This is a genomic window from Polaromonas sp. Polasp52, from assembly GCF_059491565.1.
Window position 1 is genome coordinate 1,877,095 of record NZ_CP168513.1, and the last position, 21,740, is coordinate 1,898,834.

Here is a 21,740-nt window from a genome sequence, read left to right on the forward strand (position 1 = left end):
AGGCGCGCAAAGACACCGCGCAAGCGCATTGAATGCTCCGGGCCCGCTTCGAACAATGGAGGCCAGAGAGAGCGCAGCCCGCGCCTCTCGCCAAACCAGACCGGAGGAGCCCGTCATGAACCCACGTTTTAGCCGCATCGCCCTGCGCATACGCGCCATCTTTTCCAGGGGGGTGCACGGCACCCGCCGTATCGCCGCCACGGGCGTGCGCCGCGCCGCCGGCGCCCGCAGCCTGATGATCGCCACCGCCGCGGCGGCCGCGGCCGGCTACCTGCTGTGGGTGCACCCGCCGCTGGAATCCGTGGCGCGCGGCGACGTGGCCATACGCACCAACCAGCTGACCGGCGGGGTCGACGAGTTCCGCGAAGGCTCGCTGCTGCTGCTGCCCGGGCTGCACGAGCTGCGCACCTTCTCGCTGCGCGACCAGGTCTACCGCCCCGAGGGCAGCAGCCGCGCCGACGGCCCCTCGCCCTTCCAGTCGGTGGAGGGCATGTCGCTGGGCGTGGACCTCACGGTGCGTTATGCGCTGGACCCGGCCAAGGTCAACGCGCTGTCGAAAAACCTGCCCGACGACATCGCCGGCCAGATCGTGCAGCCCGCCGTGCAGGGCGTGATCTACAAGACCTTCACCCGCTACACGGTACGGGAAATCTTCTCGAGCAAACGCGCCGAGATCCAGCAGCTCATTGAAGCCGAACTCAAGCCCAAGCTCGCGGCCGACGGCATCCTGCTGCGCGGCGTGCAGATGGGCAAGGTGGACCTGCCCGCCGACTACCGCCAGGGCATGGACAAGCTGCTGGCCGAGGAGCTCGCGACCGAAAAAATGCGCTACACCCTGGCCTTGAAGGAAAAGCGCGTCAAGGAAACCGAGCTGGACGCGATGGCCGAAAAAGTGCGCCGCGAGACCAACGCACAGGCCGCCGCCAACGAACAGGTGATCGCGGCCAGGGCGCAAGAGGAAGCCATGAAACATGTGCTGCCCTTCAAGCAAAAGCAGATCGAGCAGCGCCAGCTCGAAGCCGAAGCCGAGAAACAGTCGCGCATACGCACGGCCGAAGGCAGCGCCCAGGCGCGGCGCATCGAGGCCGCGGGCGAGGCCGATTCGCGGCAGAAGCTCGCGGACGCCGAAGCCTACCGGCTGGACCGCGTGGGCAAGATCAACAGCGAGCAGATGGCGCGTGAAGGCGTGCTGGTCACGCGGCACCCGCTGCTGATCCAGAAAACCATGGCCGACAAGCTCAGCGACAAGATCACCGTGATCATCGCCCCGCCCTCCACCAGCGGCGGCTTTGTGGGCGCGGGCCTGCTGGGCGGCGCGCCCAAGGCCGGCCGCAACGTGGCGCAAGCGCCGCGCGATGCCGGCACGCAAGACAACGACAACAAAGAAGAGGCCGAATAATGATCACCACCGCACTCCTGACGCTGGCCATCGTGACGCAGGACCAGGCCAGCCTGCGCGCCGCCCCGCGCGATTCGGCCGCGCAGCAGGCGGCGCTGTGGCAGGGCGACGCGCTCGAGATCCGCGGCCAGCGCATGGACTACCTGCAGGTTTACGACCACAGGCGCGAACGCGCGGGTTTTATCCACGTGAGCCAGGTGCGCACTGTCTCGCTGCAGCCCGAGGAAGCGCCGCAGCTGCTGTCGGTGGTGCGCTTCCTGCGCGAAAGCCCGGGTGCCGAGGCTTTGGGCATTGCCTACACGGCCGCCTACCTCAAGGCCGCGCCCGCCGAAGCCATAGGCGCGGAAACCTTCGACGCGCTGGGCACCATGGCCGAGCGCCTGGCGCGCCGCGCCTCCATGAAACACGGCAAGGCCACCAGCGACGTGATTTCCGCGCACATGGAAGTGGCCAGCTTTTACGGCGTGGGCTTCAAGGGTTATGAGCAGGGCGGCAGCATGCAGCTTTGCTACAACGGCGAGGCCTTTCGCCGTGTGCTGGCCCTGCCCTCGGACGCCGAGCAGCGCGCCCGCGCCGCCCTGGCCCTGACCCGCCCCGACTGCATGAGCCCCGACCTGCACCCGCAGGAGCGCCTGGCACAGGACCAGTGGCGCGCCGAGGTGCTGGACAAGCTCAGCGCCGCGCAGTTTGCAAGCCTGCCCGAAGTCAGCAAAAACCGTTTGCGCCTGCGCCGCGCCGGCGTGTTGGCCAGCCTGGCCTTTGAGCAGGCGCGCCGGGGCGAAGCGCCTGCGGCCGCGGCCCAGCGCGCCCTGGCGGAACTTGCTGCGGTGAACAAGCTGGAACTGAGCGACAACGACCGCCAGGACTACAACGACGCGGCGATCCGTGTGGGCGCATCGCGATGGGCCGCCGAAACCGCCCTGCCCCGTTTTGCGAAATTGACGCTGGCGACCGAGGCCGGCCAGGCCGGCGAAACCTGCGTGGCGCTGTATGAAAACAAGGCCGACGGCAAACCGGGCAAGGAAGCCGTGGCCAAACGCTGCACCTACGGCATCGTGTGGGCCGCTTCCGCGAGCGCCCATCCCGACGGCCAGGCCCTGGCGCTCGCGGTGCAGCCGCTGGATGCCTGGCGCGAGCTGTGGGTGTTTCGCAAAAGCGCAGGCAAGTGGGCGGTTGAAGTGCTGCCGCCCGCCAGCAACGGCCCCGAATTGGGTTATGTGGAATTTGCTGGTTGGGTGCGCGGCGCGCCGCACATGCTGCTGGCCCGCGAAACCCGCATCGCCGGCCGCCTGCGCCGCAATTTTGAGGTCGCGCGCCTGGACACCTTGACGACCGAGAAGCAGGCCGGCGACCCGGGCACACTGGTCGCCTTCCGCTGGCAGGACGCCGCGTGGAAGCGGCAGACGGTGATCCTGCGCTGAAGCTGCTGCTTTAGAAAGCGGTCTTGTCGCTCAAGGTATCAGCCGGCAGCTGGTCGATCTCCACCAGCAGCTGCGCCAGGCTACGGCCCGCCGCGCCCAGCAGGGCGCGGCCTTTTTCGGCGGTGGCGGCGGCCGCATTGCCGACCGCGCCGTTCGGGTTGTAGTCCTGCATCTGCCAGGCCAGCTTGGCGCTGCGGCCGTCACCCAGGAGCTTGAATTTGTGGGCGCGGTCTTGCGAACTCGAATGAAAGTCTTGCGCCTTGGCCATGTCGACCTGCTCCGGCTTGAGCGCCAGCATCATGGAGGTTTCAATCTCGCCGGCATGGATGCCGAAGCGATGCTCCTCGGCGCTGAACAAATCGTTGACCGATTTGCCGTCTTCAGCCAGCAGCGGCAGGTTGAACCAGTTCACGCTGTACACCAGCATGCCCAACCGGGCCCGCAGGTCGCGCGCGACCACATCGAGCAGGCCGACCTGGCCGCCATGCGAATTGAGCAGCACCAGCTTTTTGACACCCGTCTGCGCGACCGACTCGGCCAGCTCGGTCCAGAGCCGTATCACCGTTTCGGCTTTCAGCGTCAGGGTGCCGGCAAAACGTGTGTGCTCGGGGCTGAAACCCACGGCTTGCGTGGGCAAAAACAAAATGGGCTGCGCGGCCGGCAGGTGCGGCAGGGCGGCCTCAATCACGCCCTCGACCAGCGCCGCATCCACGTTCAGCGGCAGGTGCGGGCCGTGCTGCTCGGTTGCCGCCACCGGCAGCACCGCGATGCAGCGGGCCAGGTCCAGTTTGGCGAAATCCGGGGTTTTCAGGGTGGACCAGTGGCGAGGAGGGGTTGGGGTGGGCATAAAGGGTATTTTGAGGTATTTACGCGGGCTCAAGCCGCAGCAGCTGCCTTCTGGATTTCTTCCTTATGACCTGCCTGCTGCCCCAGATGCCGCCCCTGCCGCTCGGCACCGTGCCGGCCGGCCCGTGGCGGCGCCGCCACCCGCACCGAAACCAGGGCGTCGGCCAGGCACTGCGGCCTTCCGCGCGCACCGCCGGCCAGGTAATCTGCGAGCAGCGCAGCGCGCACATCTCCCACAGCCAGGCCGCGCACGGCGGTCAGGTGATCAAACAGCAAATCCACCAGCTTCTCCAGCGCAAACTCATGCGTCTTGCCGGTGGTCAACCACAGCCAGTCGCTGAAACGCAAAAAATTGCCAAACGCCGATCCGGGCGCCAGCAGCAGTTCAAGCCCGCGCGCGAAGCGCCCAGAATTCGCGACCATTTCCCAGTAGCGCGCAAAGCGGTTGATGCGCTGCATGGTGGCGAAGTCGATCGTGGAGTTTTGCAGAATCGTGTACGGCGTCTGCGGGTCGTAGGCCATGGCGAATTCCGCCGTGTGCCTGGTGATCGGTGTGCCGCGCAGGCGCTTGAGGATACCGAACTGGATTTCATGCGGCGCCAGTTCGTACAGGCGGTCAAAGCCGTCGGCAAAACTTTCCAGGGTTTCGCCGGGCAGGCCGAAGATCAGGTCGGCATGCACATGGGCCCGGCTTTCATTCACCAGCCAGCGCAGGTTGTCGGCGGTCTTGCCGTTGTCCTGCTTGCGCGAGATGCGTTGCTGCACCTCTGGGTTAAAACTCTGGATGCCGACCTCAAACTGCAGCGAGCCGGCCGGGAACTGCGCGATCAAGGTCTTCAGGCGCTCGGGCAGGCTGTCAGGCACGACTTCAAAATGCACAAACAAATCCGGCGCCATGTGGTCGAGGAAGAACTGCAGGATGCGCACCGAATTCTCGACCTTGAGGTTGAAGGTGCGGTCGACAAACTTGAAGTTGCGCGCGCCACGGCGATACAGCGCGTCCATCTCGGCCATGAAGACGTCCAGGTCAAAAGCCCAGGCGGTCTTGTCGAGCGAGCTCAGGCAGAACTCGCACTTGAAGGGGCAGCCGCGCGAGGCCTCGACATACAGCAGGCGTTTGGCCAGGTCTTCGGCGCTGTAATCGGTGTAAGGCAGGGCCAGCGCCTCCAGCGGCGGCTGTTCGCCGGCAATCACTTTCATCAGCGGCTGCGGGCCGTCGAGCAGCGCGCGGCACAGCTTGGGAAAACTCACGTCGCCCCAGCCGGTGACCACATGGTCGGCCAGGCGGCAGATTTCCTGCTCGCCGGTCTCATAGCTGACCTCGGGCCCGCCCAGCACGATCTTGATATCCGGCCGCAAGGCCTTGAGCAGGCGCACCACCTGGGTGGTTTCGACCACATTCCATATATAGATACCCAGGCCTATCACTTCGGGCTGCAGCGCCAGCAACTCCTCGACGATCTGCGTGGGCCGCTGCTGGATCACAAATTCGCGCAGCTGCGTGGCTTCGCGCAGGCCCGGCCCGCCATGCCTGTCCATATTCGCCAGCAGGTAGCGCAGGCCCAGCGAAGCGTGGATGTACTTCGCATTCAGGGTGGCGAGGACAATACGGGGCATGACCCTATTATCGGAGTTGGCTCTGAAAACAGCTGTAATCGGGTGGCCGGCGCTGGCCGCCCCTCAGGAACTAATGCCCCCAAGGCCCGCTCACACCCGCACCATGCATTCCAAGCGCCCCCTGCTCGCCGCCCTGGCCGCTACGCTTTTGATAGCTATCGGCGCACTGTCCACGGCGGCCAGTGCCCAGAACACGCCCTTGAACCTGCCGGGCAAAAGCAGCCGCGGCGCGGCCGCCAGCGTGGTCACCACCGAGCAGGTGCGGGCCGAACTGCTGGCCTGGGCACCCGAGGGCGTGGAGCCCGGCAAGCCGGTCTGGGTGGGCCTGGCGCTCACGCACCAGCCCGAGTGGCATACCTACTGGAAGAACTCGGGCGATTCGGGCCTGCCCACGCAGCTCGACTGGCAGTTGCCGGCCGGCATTGACGCGGGTGAGATCGCCTGGCCGACGCCGAAAAAGATTCCCATAGGCACGCTGGCCAACTACGGCTACGAAAAAACCGTGCTGCTGCCGGTGCCGCTGACGGTGGCGCCCAGCTTTGCCGGCAACCAGCTTGAAGTCAAACTCAAGGCGGCCTGGTTGGTCTGCCGCAAGGAATGTATTCCGCAAGAGGGCGAGTTCGCGCTGAGCATCCCGGTGCGCAGCTCGACGGCCGCCAGCAGCCAGTTGTTCCAGGACACCTTTGCCGCCACGCCCAGGCCGCTGGCGGCCGGTGCCAGCCAGGTGGAGGTTGGCGGCGGCAAATCCATCAAAATTTCCCTGGCCGGCCTGCCCGCCGCGCTGCAGGGCAAGACACTTGCGCTGTATCCCGAAACCGGCAGCGTGATCGAACCGGCGGCCGCTTGGCAGCAGGCCTGGCAGGGCGCGGTCTGGACGGCCGAGCTGCCCTTGTCCGGCCAGCGCAGTGAAAGCCCGGCCAGCATGCCGCTGGTGGTGGCCCTGGACAACATCGCCTACCGCATAGACGCGCCGGTCAAGGGCAACTGGCCCGCACCGGCCGCGGCCGCCGTGGTGCCGCCCGCGCTTGAGGCGGCCCTGCGCGCCAATGCCGCGACCGGCGCCGCGCCGATGCAGGCCGGCGGCACGCCACCGGTGGGCCTGTTCGCCGCGCTGCTGGGCGCCTTGCTGGGCGGGCTGGTGCTCAACCTCATGCCCTGCGTGTTCCCGGTGCTGGCCATCAAGGTCGTGGGTTTTGTGCAGGTGAAAGACGCCGCCACGCGGCTGACCACCGGCCTGGCCTATACCGTGGGTGTGGTGCTGTCTTTCCTGGCGCTGGGCGCGCTGCTGTTGGGCCTGCGTGCCGCGGGCGAGCAGCTGGGCTGGGGCTTCCAGTTGCAGAACCCCGCAGTGGTCGCGCTGATGGCGGCGCTGTTCACGCTGCTGGGCCTGAACCTCGCGGGCCTGTTTGAATTCGGCAACATCCTGCCTGGCCGGCTCGCGGGCTGGCAGGCGAAAAATCCCACGGTCAACGCGTTTTTGTCGGGTGTGCTGGCCACGGCGATCGCCTCGCCCTGCACCGCGCCTTTTATGGGCGCCTCGCTCGGTTATGCGGTGGGCTTGCCGGCCTTGCAGGCGCTGTCGGTGTTCGCGGCCATAGGCGTGGGCATGGCCATTCCCTACCTGGCGGCCAGCGCCATCCCGGCCGTCGCGCGCGTGCTGCCGCGCCCCGGCCCCTGGATGCTGACCTTCAAGCAGTTGATGGCCTTCCCCATGTTCGCCACCGTGGCCTGGCTGGTCTGGGTGCTGGGCCAGCAAAGCGGGGTGGACGGCGCGGGCGCGCTGCTGGCCCTGCTGGTGTTGATGGCGCTGGTGATCTGGGCTTTCACGCTGCGAGGCACGGCGCGCACGCTGCTGGCGGCTTTTTCCATCGCGCTGGGCGCGCTGGGCCTCTGGGCCGTAGGCCCGAATATCACGCGGCCTGTGGCCCTCACGTCGGCTAACTCGGCCGCGCCACTTGCCGGCGGCTGGCAGGCCTGGGAACCGGGCCGGGTTGACCAGCTCGCCGCACAAGGGCAAAGTGTGTTCGTCGACTTCACCGCCGCCTGGTGCGTGACCTGCCAGTACAACAAGAAGACCACCCTCTCGAATGCCGCGGTGCTGGCCGACATCCAGGCCAAAAACGTGGCGCTGCTGCGCGCCGACTGGACGCGGCGCGACCCGGCCGTGACGGCGGCACTGGCCCAGCTGGGCCGCAACGGTGTGCCGGTGTATGTGATCTACAAACCCGGCCGCGCGCCCGTCGTGCTGTCGGAGATTTTGTCGGTCGATGATGTGAGGGCCGAGCTGGCCAAGCTGTGATGTGCTTGTCTGTTTCTTCTTTTGTCTTCAAAGGAGTCGAGTCATGAATGATCAAGCATCCCCTGCCCGGCCGCTGAGCCGCCGGCATTTCTCCGGCGCCCTGGCCGCCGCGCCCTGGCTGGCCTCGGCCGCGCTGTTCCCGCTTGCCGCGCAGGCCGCGACGGCCGCCGTGGGCCAGGCGGCGCCCGACTTTTCCGCCGTGGACACCGCCGGCAAGACCCACCGCCTCAGTGACTACAAGGGCAAGCTGGTGGTGCTGGAATGGACCAACCCGGGCTGCCCCTTTGTGCGCAAGCACTACAGCGGCAATATGCAAAGCCTGCAAAAAGAGTTCACCGCCAGGGGTGTGGTCTGGCTGGCCGTCAATTCCACCGAAGCCGGCAGCGGCGACTACCTGGCGCCGGGCAAACTCGCCGGCTGGATGGCCGAAAAACAAGGCCAGCCCAGCGCCACGCTGATGGACGAGTCGGGCCAGGTGGGCCAGCTCTACGGCGCCAAGACCACGCCGCACATGTACATCATCAGCCCGCAGGGCCAGCTGCTGTATGCGGGCGGCATAGACAGCATCCCCTCGGCCCGCGTGGACGACATCAAGACCGCGACCAACTATGTGCGCCAGGGCCTCACGGAAGCGCTGGGCGGCAAGCCGCTGAGCGTGGCGAGCAGCCGCGCCTACGGCTGCTCGGTCAAGTACAAGGACGCGGCGTGAACCGCCGCCGGATATCTTTATGACCACACTCCCCCCCGCCGAGCGCATGCCGCACATCCTCAAGCACTACCGCAACATCGCGGTCGTGGGCCTGTCACCGCAGCCGCACCGCGCGAGTTTTGACGTGGCGCGCTACATGCAGGCCAACGGCTACCGCATCATCCCGGTGAACCCCAATGCCACCGAGGTGCTGGGCGAAAAAGCCTACCCTTCGCTGAGCGAAGCCGCGCGCCATGAAAACATCGAGCTGGTGAACTGCTTTCGCAACAGCGAAGACATTCCGCCCGTGGTCGACGAGGCCATCGCCATAGGCGCCAAGGCCGTCTGGATGCAGCTGGGCATCAGCAACCCGGCCGCGGCAGCCAAGGCCGAGGCCGCCGGCCTGCTGGTGGTGCAGGACCACTGCATCAAGATAGACCACCGGGTGCTGCAGTCGCGCGGCCTGCTGGATACCGCTTCGGCCTGAGCTTGCGTTTGCCCTTGCCGCGGTCCCAGGCCCGGGAAAGCCAGGCTTGCGCGGCCGCGCATGGCCGCTGAAAATGCGCCATGTCCCTGCGCACGGCACCCATCCTCACTCCCGCTTCCGCCGTTCCGCCTTCGCTTTTCCCCTTCTTGCGCCCTTCCCTGCTGCTGGCCGCCGCGGCGCTGGCCGGCTGCGCCAGCGATGCGCCCACCCACAAAGGAGAAGCCCAGGCCGCGCCCATAGCCGCCGCCGAGGTCGGCCAGTCGGACGCGAACCGCATGGCCACGCTGGGCATGCGCGACAACCTGGAAAGCCTGCTGCGCCTGGCCGACAAGCTCTACCGGCGCAACCCGGCCGAATGGCGCAAGACCAGCGCCGTCAGCCGCGATGCGGCTCTGGCCCAGCTGCGCGTGGCCGTGGACACGCGCACGCCCTGGCCGGAGCTGCAGGGCAAGCGCGACATCGCCGCGCTGTCGCTGGCCCTGGGACCGGACTTCAAGGGCGACCGCGTGGCCGCCTTTATTTATGCCAGCGCCGACATGGTGGTCACGGCCCACGGCGGCAAGACGTCCTTCTACCTGACCGACAGCCTGGACGCGCAATACATCTACAACGCCGCGCGCAACATCGAGATCGCCGTCTGGATGCTGTCGAATCGCCGCAATGCCGCGGGCCAGCCCCTGCTGCTGGCCGACGAGATCACCGAGCGTGAACGCAACCTGAGTTTTGAGCGCGAGTTTGGCAAGGTCATAGGCCGGCTGGATTTGCTGTCGTCGGTGCTGACCGAGAAATACCGCCGCGCGGTGATCACTTACGTACAAAACCTGCTTGGAGGCACCTTCCTCCAGTTCTTACCCGTCAGGTAAAGCAAGCACACCCCCTTCTCCGCTCACTTCGTGTAGCGGGATCCCCCCTTGCAGGGGGCGGCCGCTGCGGCCCGGCAAAGCCGGTTCCGCGCGGCCACTGGAGAAGTCGGGAAGCGCCCTGAGCGAAGACAATACGCATTTGCCGTTCAATTCCGGAAATCCCATGCCCGATAACTACCTGCCCGAGGTCAGAAACCAGTACGAAGCCCTGCCTTACCCGCCCTGCAACCCGCAGGACGAGCACAAGCGACTGGTGCTGACCTGGCTGGAAGACCTGCCCATGATCAACCACTACTGCTTTGCCGGAAAGCAGTCCTTCCAGAAGGGCTTCCGGGCGCTGGTGGCCGGCGGCGGCACGGGTGACGCGACCATTTTCCTGGCCGAGCAGCTGCGCCACACCGACGCGCAGATCGTGCACCTGGACATGAGCCAGGCCAGCATCGCGCTGGCCCAGGAGCGCGCGCAGATCCGCGGCCTCAGCAACATCAGCTGGGTGCACGACTCGCTGCTGAACCTGCCGGCCTTGGCCGCCGAACTGGGCAGCTTCGACTACATCAACTGCAGCGGCGTGCTGCACCACCTGGCCGACCCCGACCTGGGATTCAAGGCGCTGCAGAGCGTGCTCAAGCCGGACGGCGCCATCGGGCTCATGGTCTATGCCACCACGGGCCGCATCGGCGTCTACCAGATGCAGGCGCTGATGCGCATGGTCAACGGCAGCGAGACGGACGCGCAGCGCAAGATCGCCAACACCCGCGACATCCTGGCCAGCCTGCCGCCCGGCAACTGGTTCAAGCGCAGCGAAGACCTGCACCATGACCACAAGGCCGGCGACGCCGGCATTTACGACCTGCTGCTGCATTCGCAGGACCGCGCGTACAGCGTGGGCGAGCTCTTCGACTGGCTGGGCGAGGGCACGGCGGACGGGAAAAAAGGCCACGGCCTGCACCTGGCCTTCAGCGACGTGCAGCGCGGCCGCTCGCCCTACCTGCCGCACATGGTGCTGGGCAGCAAGCCGCCGGCCATGGCCGCCGCGCTGCGCAAGCTGCCGCTGCGGCAGCAGTATGAAATGGCCGAGCTGATGGGCGGCAGCATCATCACGCATTCGCTGTACCTGACGCGCGACGCGGCCTGCAGCGCGCCCTACGGCGACACCGACTACGTGCCTTTTTTCTACCACGAGCCGCTGACCGGCGACATCGCGTCCCAGGTCTTCGGCAACAGCCGCGGCCAGCCCTTCATGCTCAGGCACCAGCATTCGGGGGTGTCCATGATGGTCAATCCCGGCAAGTACGGCGCGAAGATTCTCGCGCTGATCGACGGCCGCCGCAGCTTCGGCGAAATCTTCGGGCAGTTCCGCGCGGCCTGGCAGGGCAAGGCCGCGGCGCCCGACAATGCCGCGCTGTTTGCCGACTTCGCCGAGTCCTATGAGACGCTCAACGCACTGGAGCGCCTGCTGCTCAGGCATGTTTCGGTCGGCGCGGCCGCGACATAAACAAAGGCCCTAAGCGGCGGAGCTCCAGAGATCGGCCGTCGGCGAGGGCTGCCCGGCCAGCAAATCCACGACCACCACCAGCTCACCGCCAAAGCGGCCTATGCCCAGGCCGCTCATGAGCTTTTGCTCCTCTTCCTCCGAGGCCATGCGCACAAAACACAGGGCCTGCTGCTTGCCGGCATGGGCGGCCGGCAGGACGTTGACCTGCCTGACCGAACCAAAGCGGGCGCACAAGGTCCTCAAGGCGGTTTCCAGGGTGGCGATGTCGGGGCATTGCTGCAACTGCTCAAGTTCTGGGGGGCTCATGGGTCCTTGCCTGGAATAAAAGATACGGGAACAACGGGAAGATGGCGTCGATAGCGCCGGGAGGTGGTGCAGCATGAAGGGGGATGCGGGCATACCTCGTGGGGAGCGTGCGATCCACAGCGTAGGACAAAACCGTGTGCCGGTAAGTGACGGAACGTTTTGCAACGCTTTATCGCCAACACTTGCAAATCTCGCGCTGAAAACCACCACGCCATGCCTCAGCATGTTCTATTGAATGACTGAAAAGCAGGTGCTTGTCCGTGTCCGTTTCCGTTCCCAACCTGGCGCCCGCCTTCGCGCTCCATGTGCTGCCGCATTCCGGCACCGACCGGCTCGCCCGGCTGGCGGCCCGCGCCTGCGGCGCACCGATTGCCCTCGTCGCCGGCCTTGACAACGGCGAGGCCAGCTTCATCGCGGGCACCGGTTTTTCCGCGCAGGAGCGTGAGGGCCTGCTCGCGCTGTGCGGCGCCAGCCTCGATACACCGCCGCGCCAGCCGCTGCTGCCGGCACGCGGCGCGCCCGAGATCGCCTTTTACCGCGGCCTGCCACTGAGCCGGGAGGACGGCACCCTGCTGGGCGTGCTGGCGGTCATGGACAAGGCGGCACGCACACTCAGCCCCGACCAGGAAGAAGACCTGGAGACCCTGGCCGGCCTGGCCGCCGCCCAGCTCGATGCGCCGCACATCCAGGCACTGCGGCAGACCGGGGAAGACGCCCAGCGCCTGGCCACGCGCCTGGGCATCACGCTGGAGAGCATCACCGAGGGCTTTTACACGCTGGACCCGCAGTGGCGCTTCAGCTACCTCAACCGCGAAGGCGCACGCCTGCTGGGCCGGCCGCCCACGGAGCTGCTGGGCAAAAGCATCTGGAAGGAGTTCCCGGGCGCCATCAACACCCTGTTCTCCGAAAAAGTGCGCGCGGCGGTGGCGGGCAATTACCAGGTGGAGTTCGAGGCCCTGTATGCGCCGCTGGACAAATGGTTCGAGATACGCGCCTACCCCTTTCCCGACGGGCTGGCGATCTACTTTCGCGACGTCAGCGAGCGGCGCAAGGCGCGCGAACAGCTCATGCTGCTGGAGACCAGCATCTCGCGGCTCAACGACATCGTGCTGATCGCCGAGGCGGTTCCCTCGGGCCGGCCCGGGCTGCGCATCATCTTCGCCAACCATGCCTTCGAGCAGCACACGGGTTACAGCCTGGCCGAGGCGCTGGGCCATTCGCCGCGCCTGCTGTGCGGGCCGCTGACGCAGCGCGGCGAGCTCGAGCGCATAAGCAACGCCTTCCAGAAGGGCGAGCCGGTGCAGGCCGAACTCATCACCTACAAAAAAAACGGCCGGCATTTCTGGATGGAAGTCGACATCGTGCCGGTGGCCGACGATGCCGGCGTGTTCTTCACCCACTGGGTGGCTGTGGGCCGCGACATCACGCGGCGCAAGGTGGCGGAAAGCGAGATCAAGCACCTGGCCTTTTACGACCCGCTGACCCAGTTGCCGAACCGCCAGCTGCTGATGGACAGGCTGGACAAGGCGCTGAGCCACAACCTGCGCCATCCGCGCGAAGGCGCGCTGATGTTCATCGACCTGGACAACTTCAAGACGCTCAACGACACCATGGGCCACCAGAAAGGCGACCTGCTGCTGCAGCAGGTCGCCAAGCGCCTGGCGGCCTGCGTGCGCCAGACCGACACGGTGGCGCGACTGGGCGGCGACGAGTTTGTGGTCATGCTGGAAGACCTGGGCCAGGACCCGCGCGAAGCCACCGTGAAAGCCGAGGTCGTGAGCGGGCAGATCCTGGCCGCGCTGTGCGAGCCCTACAGCCTGGCGGGCTACCAGCATTACAGCACCTGCAGCATAGGCGTGACCGCCTTCAACCAGACGCTCAACAACATCGGCGACCTGCTCAAGCAGGCCGACCTGGCCATGTACCAGGCCAAGATGGCCGGGCGCAATACGGTCTGCTTTTTCAACCCGGCCATGCAGGCCGCGGTGACCGCCAGCGCCGCGCTGCAGTCGGACCTGCGGCGCGGCCTGCGCGAAAAGCAGTTCCTGCTGTACTACCAGCCGCAGGTCGGCCGCGACGGCCGCATGACCGGCGTGGAGGCCTTGCTGCGCTGGCACCATGGGGAGCGCGGGCTGGTGCAGCCCGCCGAATTCATCCCGGCGGCCGAGGAGGCCGGGCTGATCCTGCCGCTGGGCCAGTGGGCGCTGGAGACCGCCTGCCGCCAGCTCGCGGCCTGGGCCCAGCGCCCCGAAACCGCGGCGCTCAGCATCGCGGTCAACGTCAGCGTGCGGCAGTTCCGCCACCCGGAGTTTGTCGACCTGGTGATGGCCGCGCTGAAAGAAACCCAGGTCAGCCCGCACAAGCTCAAGCTGGAGCTGACCGAAAGCCTGCTGGCCGAGGACATGGAAATCACCATCACCAAGATGGCCAGACTCAAGAAGATGGGCGTGACCCTGTCGCTGGACGATTTCGGCATGGGCTACTCGTCGCTCTCCTGCCTCAAGCGCCTGCCGCTGGACCAGCTCAAGATCGACAAGTCTTTTGTCGAGGACATACTGCGCGACCCCAACGACGCGGCCATCGCGCGCACCATCATCGGCCTGGCGCAAAGCCTGGGGCTGGGCGTGGTGGCCGAGGGTGTGGAAACCGAGGCGCAGCGCGACTTCCTGTCGCGCCACGGCTGCGACTGCTACCAGGGCTATCTGTTCTGCAAGCCGCTGCCGATTGACGAGCTGGAAGCCTTTATCAAGACACTGCGCATGTGACGGCGGGCGCGGGTGCGGGTGCGGCTTTGTGGTGCTCCAGCCGGAAGATCACTTCCTTGACGATGCCGTACATCAGGGCCCGGTCGCGGCTCGGGTGGTCGGAAAACTGCACATGGGTGGCGCCCAGGGTCGCGCCCTCGGCGTCATAACTCACGCTGATGCCGTAAGTCGTCATCAGCGCCCCGCAGGCGCGCCAGTCGCGTGTCCACTGCGGCAGGGCCTGGGCGCTGTCCCAGAGCGTGCCCGCGCTTTCGTAGCACTCCTCGATGTGGGTGTGGCCCAGCAGCTGCGCCAGGTGCCGTTCCTTGGCGATGCAGCTGCGGAAATACTCCTGGTCGTTCATGCGCATGGAATGCTCCTGGAAAGCCCTTGCGACCATGGTAAATCCGAAGCGGCCGGGAGGCCAGCGGGAGCTGAGACAATCGGTGTATGTTCGCATCCCTTCAAAACGACACCTTTTTACGCGCCTGCCTGCGCCAGGCCACCCCCCACACCCCCGTCTGGCTGATGCGCCAGGCCGGCCGCTATTTGCCCGAATACCGCGCCACGCGGGCCCAGGCCGGCAGCTTCATGGGCCTGGCCACCAACACCGACTACGCCACCGAGGTCACGCTGCAGCCGCTGGAGCGCTACCCGCTGGACGCCGCCATCCTGTTCAGCGACATCCTGACCGTGCCCGACGCCATGGGCCTGGGCCTGTCTTTTGCGCTGGGCGAGGGCCCGCGCTTTGCCACCCCGGTGCGCGACGAAGCCGCCGTGGCCAGGCTGCAGGTGCCCGACCTGGACAAGCTGCGCTATGTTTTTGACGCCGTCACCTCCATCCGCAAGGCCCTGAACGGCCGCGTGCCGCTGATCGGCTTTTCGGGCAGCCCCTGGACCCTGGCCTGCTACATGGTCGAAGGCGCGGGTTCCGACGACTACCGCCTGGTCAAGACCATGCTGTACCAGCGCCCCGACCTGATGCACAAGATGCTGGCCGTCAATGCCGACGCGGTGGCCGCCTACCTGAACGCCCAGATCGAGGCCGGCGCCCAGGCCGTGATGATTTTCGACAGCTGGGGCGGCGTGCTGGCCGACGCGGCCTTCAAGACCTTCAGCCTGGCCTACACAGCCCGGGTGCTGGCCCAGCTCAAGCGCGAGCATGAGGGCGTGAAAATCCCGCGCCTGGTGTTCACCAAGGGCGGCGGCCAGTGGCTGGAGGCCATGGCCCAGCTCGATTGCGAGGTGCTGGGCCTGGACTGGACGGTCAACCTGGCCAGGGCGCGCGCGCTGGTCGGCGAGCATGGGCCGCAGGCCAAGGCGCTGCAGGGCAACCTGGACCCGAATGTGCTGTTCGCCAAGCCGGCCCAGATCGAGGCCGAAGTGGCCGCCGTGCTGGACAGCTTTGGCGCCCCCCATACCGATACCGGCCGGCCCGGACCCACCCATATTTTTAACCTGGGACATGGCATCAGCCAGCACACGCCGCCCGAGAGCGTGGAAGTTCTGGTGAACGCAGTGCACGCTCACTCTCGCAGCATGCGCACCGCGCGTAGCTGAATCCTTTCGCCTGCCCCCTTATTCCTGCCGGCCCGGGGCGTATTTTCACCATGGCTAGCACAAAACCGGGCCCCGCCAGCTGGACTTATGCACAAAAATCTTGTTGCGCCGCCGCAATGCGGGGACCCCAGGCAATGCTGCGCTATCAAAGCAATAGCGCGCGTAAGTTGTTGATTTATATAGAGACTTTAAATTGCTTTTTTTGCGGGCAATTTAAGAAAAGCCTTGATTTACAAGGCTTCGCGACCTTCGCCGACAAGCTGTCAACAAAGTTATCCACAGAAAATCTGGAAATCTGTAAAGTGGCGCCAAATCAACGACTTAGCGCATTGTCTGGATGTATTTCTCAAGAATTAAACACATTTAGTTACTCTGAATGAGCTATTGGCTGCAAGTCGTCGTCGCGGCGCCCGCGCACAGTTCCATCGCCGGGCCGCTGACTTACCAGAGTGAGTCGCCACTCGCCCTGGGCTCGCTGGTGCGCGTGCCGCTGGGCCGGCGCGAGGTCCTGGGCGTGGTCTGGGAGCTGCTGGCCGACAGCGGCGCGCTGCTCGAAATGCAGACGCGCCACGTGGCCGGCGCGCTGGAAGGCCTGCCGCCCCTGTCCGCCACCTGGCGCAAGCTGGTGCAGTTCACCGCGGCTTATTACCAGCGCTCGCTGGGCGAGGTGGCGCTGGCGGCGCTGCCGCCCCAGCTGCGCGACCTCAGCAATGTGCAGCTGGCGCGGCGGCTCAAACGCCCCATGGTCGACACCCGCGGCGAGCAGGCCGGCGGCCGGTCGCTGGTGCTGAGTGCGCAGCAGGCCGCCGTGCTGGCCGAGTTCCATGCCGACAGCCGGCCCGCGCTGCTGTTCGGCGCCACCGGCAGCGGCAAGACCGAGGTCTACCTGCGCGCCGCGGCCCGCGTGCTGGAGCTGGACCCGGCCGCCCAGGTGCTGGTGATGGTGCCCGAAATCAACCTCACGCCGCAGCTGCAGTCGCGCTTTGAAGCGCGTTTTGCCCACCTGGGCAAGGAACGCGTGGTGGCCCTGCACAGCGGCCTGACGCCGGCCCAGCGCCTGAAAAGCTGGCTGGCGGCCCATGCCGGCCATGCACACCTGGTACTGGGCACACGCATGGCGGTGTTCGCCTCCATGCCAAACCTGCGCCTGATCGTGGTCGACGAGGAACACGACCCCAGCTACAAGCAGCAGGAAGGCGCGCGCTATTCGGCGCGCGACCTGGCGATTTACCGCGCCAAGATCGAAACCGAAGACGCCACGCATGACCACGGCCCCTGCCGCGTGCTGCTGGGCTCGGCCACGCCCTCGCTGGAAAGCTGGCAGGCCACGCTGGCCGGACGCTACCAGCGCCTGGTGATGGATGAGCGAATTGGCACAGGGACTGCCCCATCCACCGGTGAAGAGATCGCCCCCTACTCCGCCGGGCCGCAAGCCCAGCCCTACACGCCGCCCAAAACCGGCGAACCCGGCCCTTCGGGCGACGCGGGCAGCTTGCCCACGGTGCGGCGAGTGGACATGAACCACCAGCCCAAGCACTGCATCATCGCGCCGCCGCTGCTGGACGCGATCGCCCAGCGCGTGGCGCGCGGCGAGCAGTCGCTGATCTTTTTGAACCGGCGCGGCTATGCGCCCGTGCTGGCCTGCCATGACTGCGGCTGGAAAAGCGAATGCCCGCATTGCAGCGCGTTTCGTGTCTTCCACAAGATTGACCGCACCCTGCGCTGCCACCACTGCGGTTTCACCGAGCGCGTGCCGCGCGCCTGCCCCAGCTGCGGCAACATCGACATCGCACCCGTGGGCCGCGGCACCGAGCGCCTCGAAGAGCACCTGGCCGAACTGCTGGCCGGCGTGAAGCGGCCCGACGGCGAGCCGGTGCGCATTGCCCGCATAGACGCCGACAGCACGCGGCTCAAAGGTGCGCTCGAATCGCAGCTGGCCAGCGTGCACGCGGGCGAGGTCGACGTGCTGGTCGGCACGCAGATGATCGCCAAGGGCCACGACTTCCGGCACATCACGCTGGTGGCCGCCATCAACCCCGACGGCGCGCTGTTTTCCAGCGACTTCCGCGCGCCCGAGCGCCTGTTCAGCCTGCTGATGCAGGCCGGCGGCCGCGCCGGCCGCGACGCCCGCCACAGCGGCGCCAGCGAAATGTGGGTGCAGACCTTCCACCCCGAGCACCCGCTGTTCGCGGCGCTCAAACAGCACGACTACGCGGGTTTTGCCACGCAGCAACTCGCCGAACGCGAAGCCGCCGGCATGTCGCCCTTTGGCTTCTCAGCCCTGGTGCGCGCCGAGGCGCGAACGCAGGAAGTCGCGCAAGGCTTCCTCAACGCGGCGGCCGCGCAAGCCGAGGTGCTGCAGCTCACCGGCAACGGCCAGGTCACCGCCTACCCTGCCGTGCCCATGACGATCCAGCGCGTGGCCAATATAGAGCGCGCGCAGATGCTGGTCGAAAGCCCCTCGCGCGCGGCGCTGCAGCGCTTTCTGGCGAATTGGCAGCCAGTGTTGTTTGAGACGCGCCAGCAGGCGGAATTTAAGAGCCTGATTCGCTGGGCGATTGATGTGGATCCGATTGCGATTTGACGGAATGGCAAGCCGTGTATTTCACGAAGGGATAGGCTGACGGCTGGAGAGATCAGGCTCGGTTTCTGTCCAGATCATTCGAGCCTGCCCCTTTTTCTCCTGATCCCCTCACGGTTATCTGGCGGCGCCACTTAACATTTTTCGGAGGGTCTTTGCTTCGGCACTCGTAGCCTCAAATATGAAGGCCGGCGCGCAAGGCGCCTGCAACACCGTCATCGATTTTGGCTCTGGAGAAGGCAGGATTGTCGCGCTTGGACCGCGGAGCGGGGGGCTCTTGGCACCCGGCTTGCGCAATCCAACAAGGTAGCGCCCATCTTTCATCTTCTCGGGCTCGCCAAATGTCGAGTTGTCCCACGTGACGGAAATTACATGAGGCGGCTGCCCAACAAGAACTTCGTCCACCAATACCTTAAAGCGCGCGTAGTCGCTCAAGAATTCCTTTTGTTCCGACATCGACTTCCAGTATTCCGTTGATTTGTCGACGGAACGCTCCAGCATTTCCTTCCGTTCTTTCCTGACCACTTGGTCCAGTACGATCTCGTAATCCACGATTCTGCCGATAACGACAACACTTGCATATTTGACGTCGTCAAGTTGAAGGTCGGCCACCATAAAGCAAGCGCTCGCAGGCTTTGCAGTCAATATGACTGCCAGACTCATGGCCATCGCGTACAGGCTAGTTCGCATTGAGCATCTCGCGTGAAAGCTTGATGTTGGAGGACAGGTGCGACCGAAGGGAACGGACAGAAAAGATTGCAACTACTCCTCCTTCCGACCGGGACTGCGTGAGCGTTCGATCAAGGTCGCCAGCGGCATTCTTGAAATGGACCGAGCCCACAGCCCTTGAACAACCAGCACGATACATGCCACCACGATAGCCATAGTGATACCCGCGCCAAAAGTGGCCATCGCCGCCAGGAATCCCAGCCACGCGGCAAGAAAAAACCAGTCACCGGCATTTCGTGGGTTTCCAAATACTTGGGTTGTAGTTGGAGAGAGCTCCGGCGCGACTATCAGGTGGTACACCCAAACGCAAAGAGTAGCCACGACAAATACCAGAATAGAAGCGGCAACAATGGCAACGACTGCGCGACCAGTCCAGCGAAACCAATCATCCAGCGAGTACAAGCGCGGCGTCATTGCAATCTAATGTAATACAGGCCGCAAAAAACGCGGCAAATCGGTACTCAGATCAATGGCGCGTGAGGAAGGCCCAGAAAGTCAGGCACCCGTAGCGCACCCGTCATTCGGGATCCTAAGCGGCTGCGGGCCACTGCCCCTGCCGCGCAGGAAACGCATCCCCTTCCGTCACCTGCCGCCAATCTTCTTGCCCCATCCAGCCGCGCAGCGCCATCACCCCCCTGGGCGTGATCTCCAGCGCGCGCATGCCCTGGCGGCGCATCAGCCAGCCGCTGTCCAGGCAGTGCACGCAGATCAGCGTGCCCAGCTGCCCGGCGACGTGAAAGCGGCGTTCGCTCCAGTCCAGGCAGGGCCGGCAGTAAGGGCGCCTGGTGTTGGCACTGGCCGGCGAAGCTGAGAGCTCAATGCCCAGGCGCGCCAGCACGGCGCCGGCCTTGTCGGTTGCATGGCCGGCTTCACCGTCAAACACAACCGCGCCGTCGGCCAGCAGGTGCTGGGCAATGGCCACGCCCAGCCTGCCGGCGATATGGTCGTAGCAGCTGCGCGCCAAACGCATGGCCGCATCCTTGGGGCCGGGCACCACGGCGCGGCGCACGGCTGGCGTGTTCTGCGCCGCGAGCTGGGTGATGCCTTCGAGCACGCGGGCCACCTCGGGCGAAGCCAGCCGGTGGTAACGGTGGCGGCCGTGCTGCTCCACGCGCAGCAGGCCGCCTTCGACCAGCAGCGCGAGGTGGCGGCTGGCGGTTTGCGGCGAGACATTGCCGGCGCCGGCCAGTTCATGGGCGGTGAGCGAACGGCCGTCCAGCAGTTCCATCAGCATGGCGGTGCGGGCCGGTTCGCCGACCAGCGAGGCGATATGGGCGATCTGGTTGGTGTTCATCGTTGAGGTCCTCTAGTAGCAACCTTAGCAGCATCACGGTGCCCATGCTTCGCTCCACGGCGAAGCATTGCGGGCCCTCTTCACCGCACCATGGAAGCCATGCCCTTCAAGGAGAAACCCATGGAACTGCCCCTCACCCCCACCCTGCAGCCACCAGCGCCGCGCCCCTTTTTTGGCGCGACCGTGGTGCGCGCCGCCTTTGTGCTCGCCATCTTCGGCTGGGGCATAGGTTTTTACAGCCCGGCGATTTTTTTGCATGCGGTGCTGGCGCGCACCGGCTGGGCGCTTCCGCTGGTATCCAGCGCGGTGACCTTTCACTTTTTGTTCGGCGCGGGCGTGGTGGCTTGCCTGCCGCGCATACACAAGCGCCTCGGTGTGGCCGCCACCACGGCCGCGGGCGCCGCCGCGCTGGCGCTGGGCCTGATGGGCTGGGCTTTGGCCGCGCAGCCCTGGCAATTGTTTATAGCCGCGCTGCTGACCGGCGGCGGCTGGGTCACCATGGGCGCGGCCGGCATCAACGCCATCATCTCGCCCTGGTTTGCGCGCGGCCGGCCCCTGGCGCTGGCCAAGGCCTACAACGGTGCCAGCCTGGGTGGCGTGATTTTTTCGCCGCTGTGGGGTGCCTTGATCGCGGCAATGGGTTTTACCGCCGCCACCGTGCTGGTGGGCGCCACCATGCTGGCCGTGGTGCTGGGCCTCAGTTTTTTTGTGGTGGCGAAGACGCCCGAGCGCCTGGGCCAGCGGCCCGACGGCGATGCGCCGGGCGCGCCTTCGCGCAGCGTGACCTCCGCGCATGCCAGGCCGCTGCCGGGCCGGCTGCTGTGGCACGACCGCGGCTTTCGCACGCTGGCCGCCGCCATGGCGCTCAGCTTGTTCGCCCAGGCCGGCCTGATCACGCATCTGTATTCGCTGCTGGTCTTCGCGCTGGGCACCCGGGGCGCGGGCCTGGCGATGGCGCTGGCGACGGCCTGCGCCATAGGCGGGCGCACCGTGGTCGGCAAATGCATGCCGCCGGATGCCGACCGCCGGCTGGTGGTCAGCGTGAGCTACGCGGTGCAGATCGTCGGCTCGCTGTTGCTGGCTTGCGCGGCGGAGCAGCAGACGGCGCTGATCCTGGCAGGCGTGGTGTTGTTCGGCGTCGGCATTGGCAACGCGACATCGCTGCCGCCGCTGGTGGCGCAGGTGGAGTTCGTCAAGGAGGACGTTCCGCGCGTGGTGGCGCTGATCGTCGCCATGTCGCAAGGCCTCTGGGCGCTGGCGCCGGCGACCTTTGCCTTGCTGCTGGTGGCGGCCAACGGAAGCCCGGTCCACCTGGGCGCGGGCACGGGCCTTTATTTCGGCGCGACGGTACTGCTGCAGCTGGCGGCGATTGCCTGCATGCTGGGCGGGCGCAAGCCCGCAGGCTGAGGCG

At 66.3% G+C, this 21,740-nt stretch carries 19 protein-coding genes; 12 read left to right on the forward strand and 7 right to left on the reverse strand.

The features are described from left to right. The first annotated feature begins 115 nt into the window (after positions 1-115). Together ACEN9P_RS08700 and ACEN9P_RS08705 are read left to right on the forward strand one after the other, a co-directional pair. On the forward strand, positions 116-1,399 hold the full coding sequence (locus tag ACEN9P_RS08700; protein WP_495621720.1) for an SPFH domain-containing protein: 1,284 nt from the start codon (positions 116-118) through the stop codon (positions 1,397-1,399). Further along, complete coding sequence (locus tag ACEN9P_RS08705; protein WP_495621721.1) at positions 1,399-2,820, forward strand: hypothetical protein; 1,422 nt, start codon at positions 1,399-1,401, stop codon at positions 2,818-2,820. Before ACEN9P_RS08700 ends, ACEN9P_RS08705 begins: the two co-directional genes overlap by 1 nt. Positions 2,821-2,830: 10 nt before the next feature. Here ACEN9P_RS08705 and ACEN9P_RS08710 read toward each other — a convergent pair whose 3' ends face one another. Then, a complete protein-coding gene (locus ACEN9P_RS08710; RefSeq protein ID WP_495621722.1) occupies positions 2,831-3,667 on the reverse strand; it encodes a creatininase family protein in 837 nt (278 codons plus the stop codon). A 29-nt stretch (positions 3,668-3,696) separates the two neighbouring features. Beyond that, complete coding sequence (locus ACEN9P_RS08715; RefSeq protein WP_495621723.1) at positions 3,697-5,283, reverse strand: B12-binding domain-containing radical SAM protein; 1,587 nt, start codon at positions 5,281-5,283, stop codon at positions 3,697-3,699. 103 nt (positions 5,284-5,386) lie between these two features. On the opposite strand from ACEN9P_RS08715, the gene ACEN9P_RS08720 reads away from it, so the two are divergent. The 5 genes from ACEN9P_RS08720 to ACEN9P_RS08740 all read left to right on the forward strand — a co-directional run bounded on the left by ACEN9P_RS08720 (position 5,387) and on the right by ACEN9P_RS08740 (position 11,115). After that, positions 5,387-7,582, forward strand: coding sequence for a protein-disulfide reductase DsbD family protein (locus ACEN9P_RS08720; RefSeq protein ID WP_495621724.1), 2,196 nt, complete (start codon positions 5,387-5,389; stop codon positions 7,580-7,582). A gap of 43 nt (positions 7,583-7,625) precedes the next feature. Continuing rightward, complete coding sequence (locus tag ACEN9P_RS08725; protein ID WP_495621725.1) at positions 7,626-8,291, forward strand: thioredoxin family protein; 666 nt, start codon at positions 7,626-7,628, stop codon at positions 8,289-8,291. Between the two features lie 19 nt (positions 8,292-8,310). Further along, entirely contained in the window at positions 8,311-8,757 is a 447-nt protein-coding gene (locus tag ACEN9P_RS08730; RefSeq protein WP_477663444.1) for a CoA-binding protein, read from the forward strand. 80 nt (positions 8,758-8,837) lie between these two features. Further along, a complete protein-coding gene (locus ACEN9P_RS08735; protein WP_477701252.1) occupies positions 8,838-9,620 on the forward strand; it encodes a hypothetical protein in 783 nt (260 codons plus the stop codon). A 163-nt stretch (positions 9,621-9,783) separates the two neighbouring features. Continuing rightward, complete coding sequence (locus tag ACEN9P_RS08740) at positions 9,784-11,115, forward strand: class I SAM-dependent methyltransferase (protein WP_495621726.1); 1,332 nt, start codon at positions 9,784-9,786, stop codon at positions 11,113-11,115. Positions 11,116-11,124: 9 nt separating this feature from the next. Here ACEN9P_RS08740 and ACEN9P_RS08745 read toward each other — a convergent pair whose 3' ends face one another. Continuing rightward, positions 11,125-11,421 carry an RNA recognition motif domain-containing protein gene (locus tag ACEN9P_RS08745; protein ID WP_495621727.1) on the reverse strand — a complete coding sequence of 99 codons (297 nt, stop codon included), beginning with the start codon at positions 11,419-11,421 and terminating at the stop codon, positions 11,125-11,127. Between the two features lie 260 nt (positions 11,422-11,681). Between ACEN9P_RS08745 and ACEN9P_RS08750 the strand changes: the two genes are divergently transcribed. Beyond that, positions 11,682-14,186 (forward strand): EAL domain-containing protein, encoded by a 2,505-nt coding sequence (locus ACEN9P_RS08750; protein WP_495621728.1) that lies wholly within the window; start codon positions 11,682-11,684, stop codon positions 14,184-14,186. Here the strand turns inward: ACEN9P_RS08750 and ACEN9P_RS08755 are convergent. Continuing rightward, positions 14,167-14,535: an aminoacyl-tRNA synthetase gene (locus ACEN9P_RS08755; RefSeq protein WP_495621729.1), complete on the reverse strand. Its 369-nt coding sequence runs from the start codon at positions 14,533-14,535 to the stop codon at positions 14,167-14,169. The genes ACEN9P_RS08750 and ACEN9P_RS08755 overlap by 20 nt on opposite strands. 80 nt (positions 14,536-14,615) lie before the next feature. Here ACEN9P_RS08755 and hemE point away from each other — a divergent pair, with 80 nt between their 5' ends. The 3 genes from hemE to priA are packed head-to-tail and all read left to right on the forward strand — an operon-like array spanning position 14,616 to position 18,309. Then, positions 14,616-15,725 (forward strand): uroporphyrinogen decarboxylase, encoded by a 1,110-nt coding sequence (hemE, locus tag ACEN9P_RS08760; RefSeq protein WP_495621730.1) that lies wholly within the window; start codon positions 14,616-14,618, stop codon positions 15,723-15,725. Between the two features lie 50 nt (positions 15,726-15,775). Further along, positions 15,776-16,105 (forward strand): hypothetical protein, encoded by a 330-nt coding sequence (locus tag ACEN9P_RS08765; protein ID WP_495621731.1) that lies wholly within the window; start codon positions 15,776-15,778, stop codon positions 16,103-16,105. After that, positions 16,102-18,309, forward strand: coding sequence for a replication restart helicase PriA (priA, locus tag ACEN9P_RS08770; RefSeq protein ID WP_495621732.1), 2,208 nt, complete (start codon positions 16,102-16,104; stop codon positions 18,307-18,309). The genes ACEN9P_RS08765 and priA overlap by 4 nt, the downstream gene beginning before the upstream one ends. 114 nt (positions 18,310-18,423) lie before the next feature. On the opposite strand, the gene ACEN9P_RS08775 is transcribed toward priA, so the two are convergent. From ACEN9P_RS08775 to ACEN9P_RS08785, 3 genes are all read right to left on the reverse strand, one after another. Then, positions 18,424-18,969 carry a hypothetical protein gene (locus ACEN9P_RS08775; protein ID WP_495621733.1) on the reverse strand — a complete coding sequence of 182 codons (546 nt, stop codon included), beginning with the start codon at positions 18,967-18,969 and terminating at the stop codon, positions 18,424-18,426. A 99-nt stretch (positions 18,970-19,068) separates the two neighbouring features. Next, the gene (locus tag ACEN9P_RS08780) at positions 19,069-19,437 is read right to left on the reverse strand and encodes a hypothetical protein (protein ID WP_495621734.1); all 369 of its coding nucleotides are present in this window, start codon (positions 19,435-19,437) and stop codon (positions 19,069-19,071) included. A gap of 127 nt (positions 19,438-19,564) precedes the next feature. After that, positions 19,565-20,329, reverse strand: coding sequence for an ArsR/SmtB family transcription factor (locus tag ACEN9P_RS08785; protein ID WP_495621735.1), 765 nt, complete (start codon positions 20,327-20,329; stop codon positions 19,565-19,567). Between the two features lie 120 nt (positions 20,330-20,449). Between ACEN9P_RS08785 and ACEN9P_RS08790 the strand changes: the two genes are divergently transcribed. Beyond that, positions 20,450-21,736, forward strand: coding sequence for an MFS transporter (locus ACEN9P_RS08790; RefSeq protein ID WP_495621736.1), 1,287 nt, complete (start codon positions 20,450-20,452; stop codon positions 21,734-21,736). Positions 21,737-21,740: the final 4 nt, after the last annotated feature.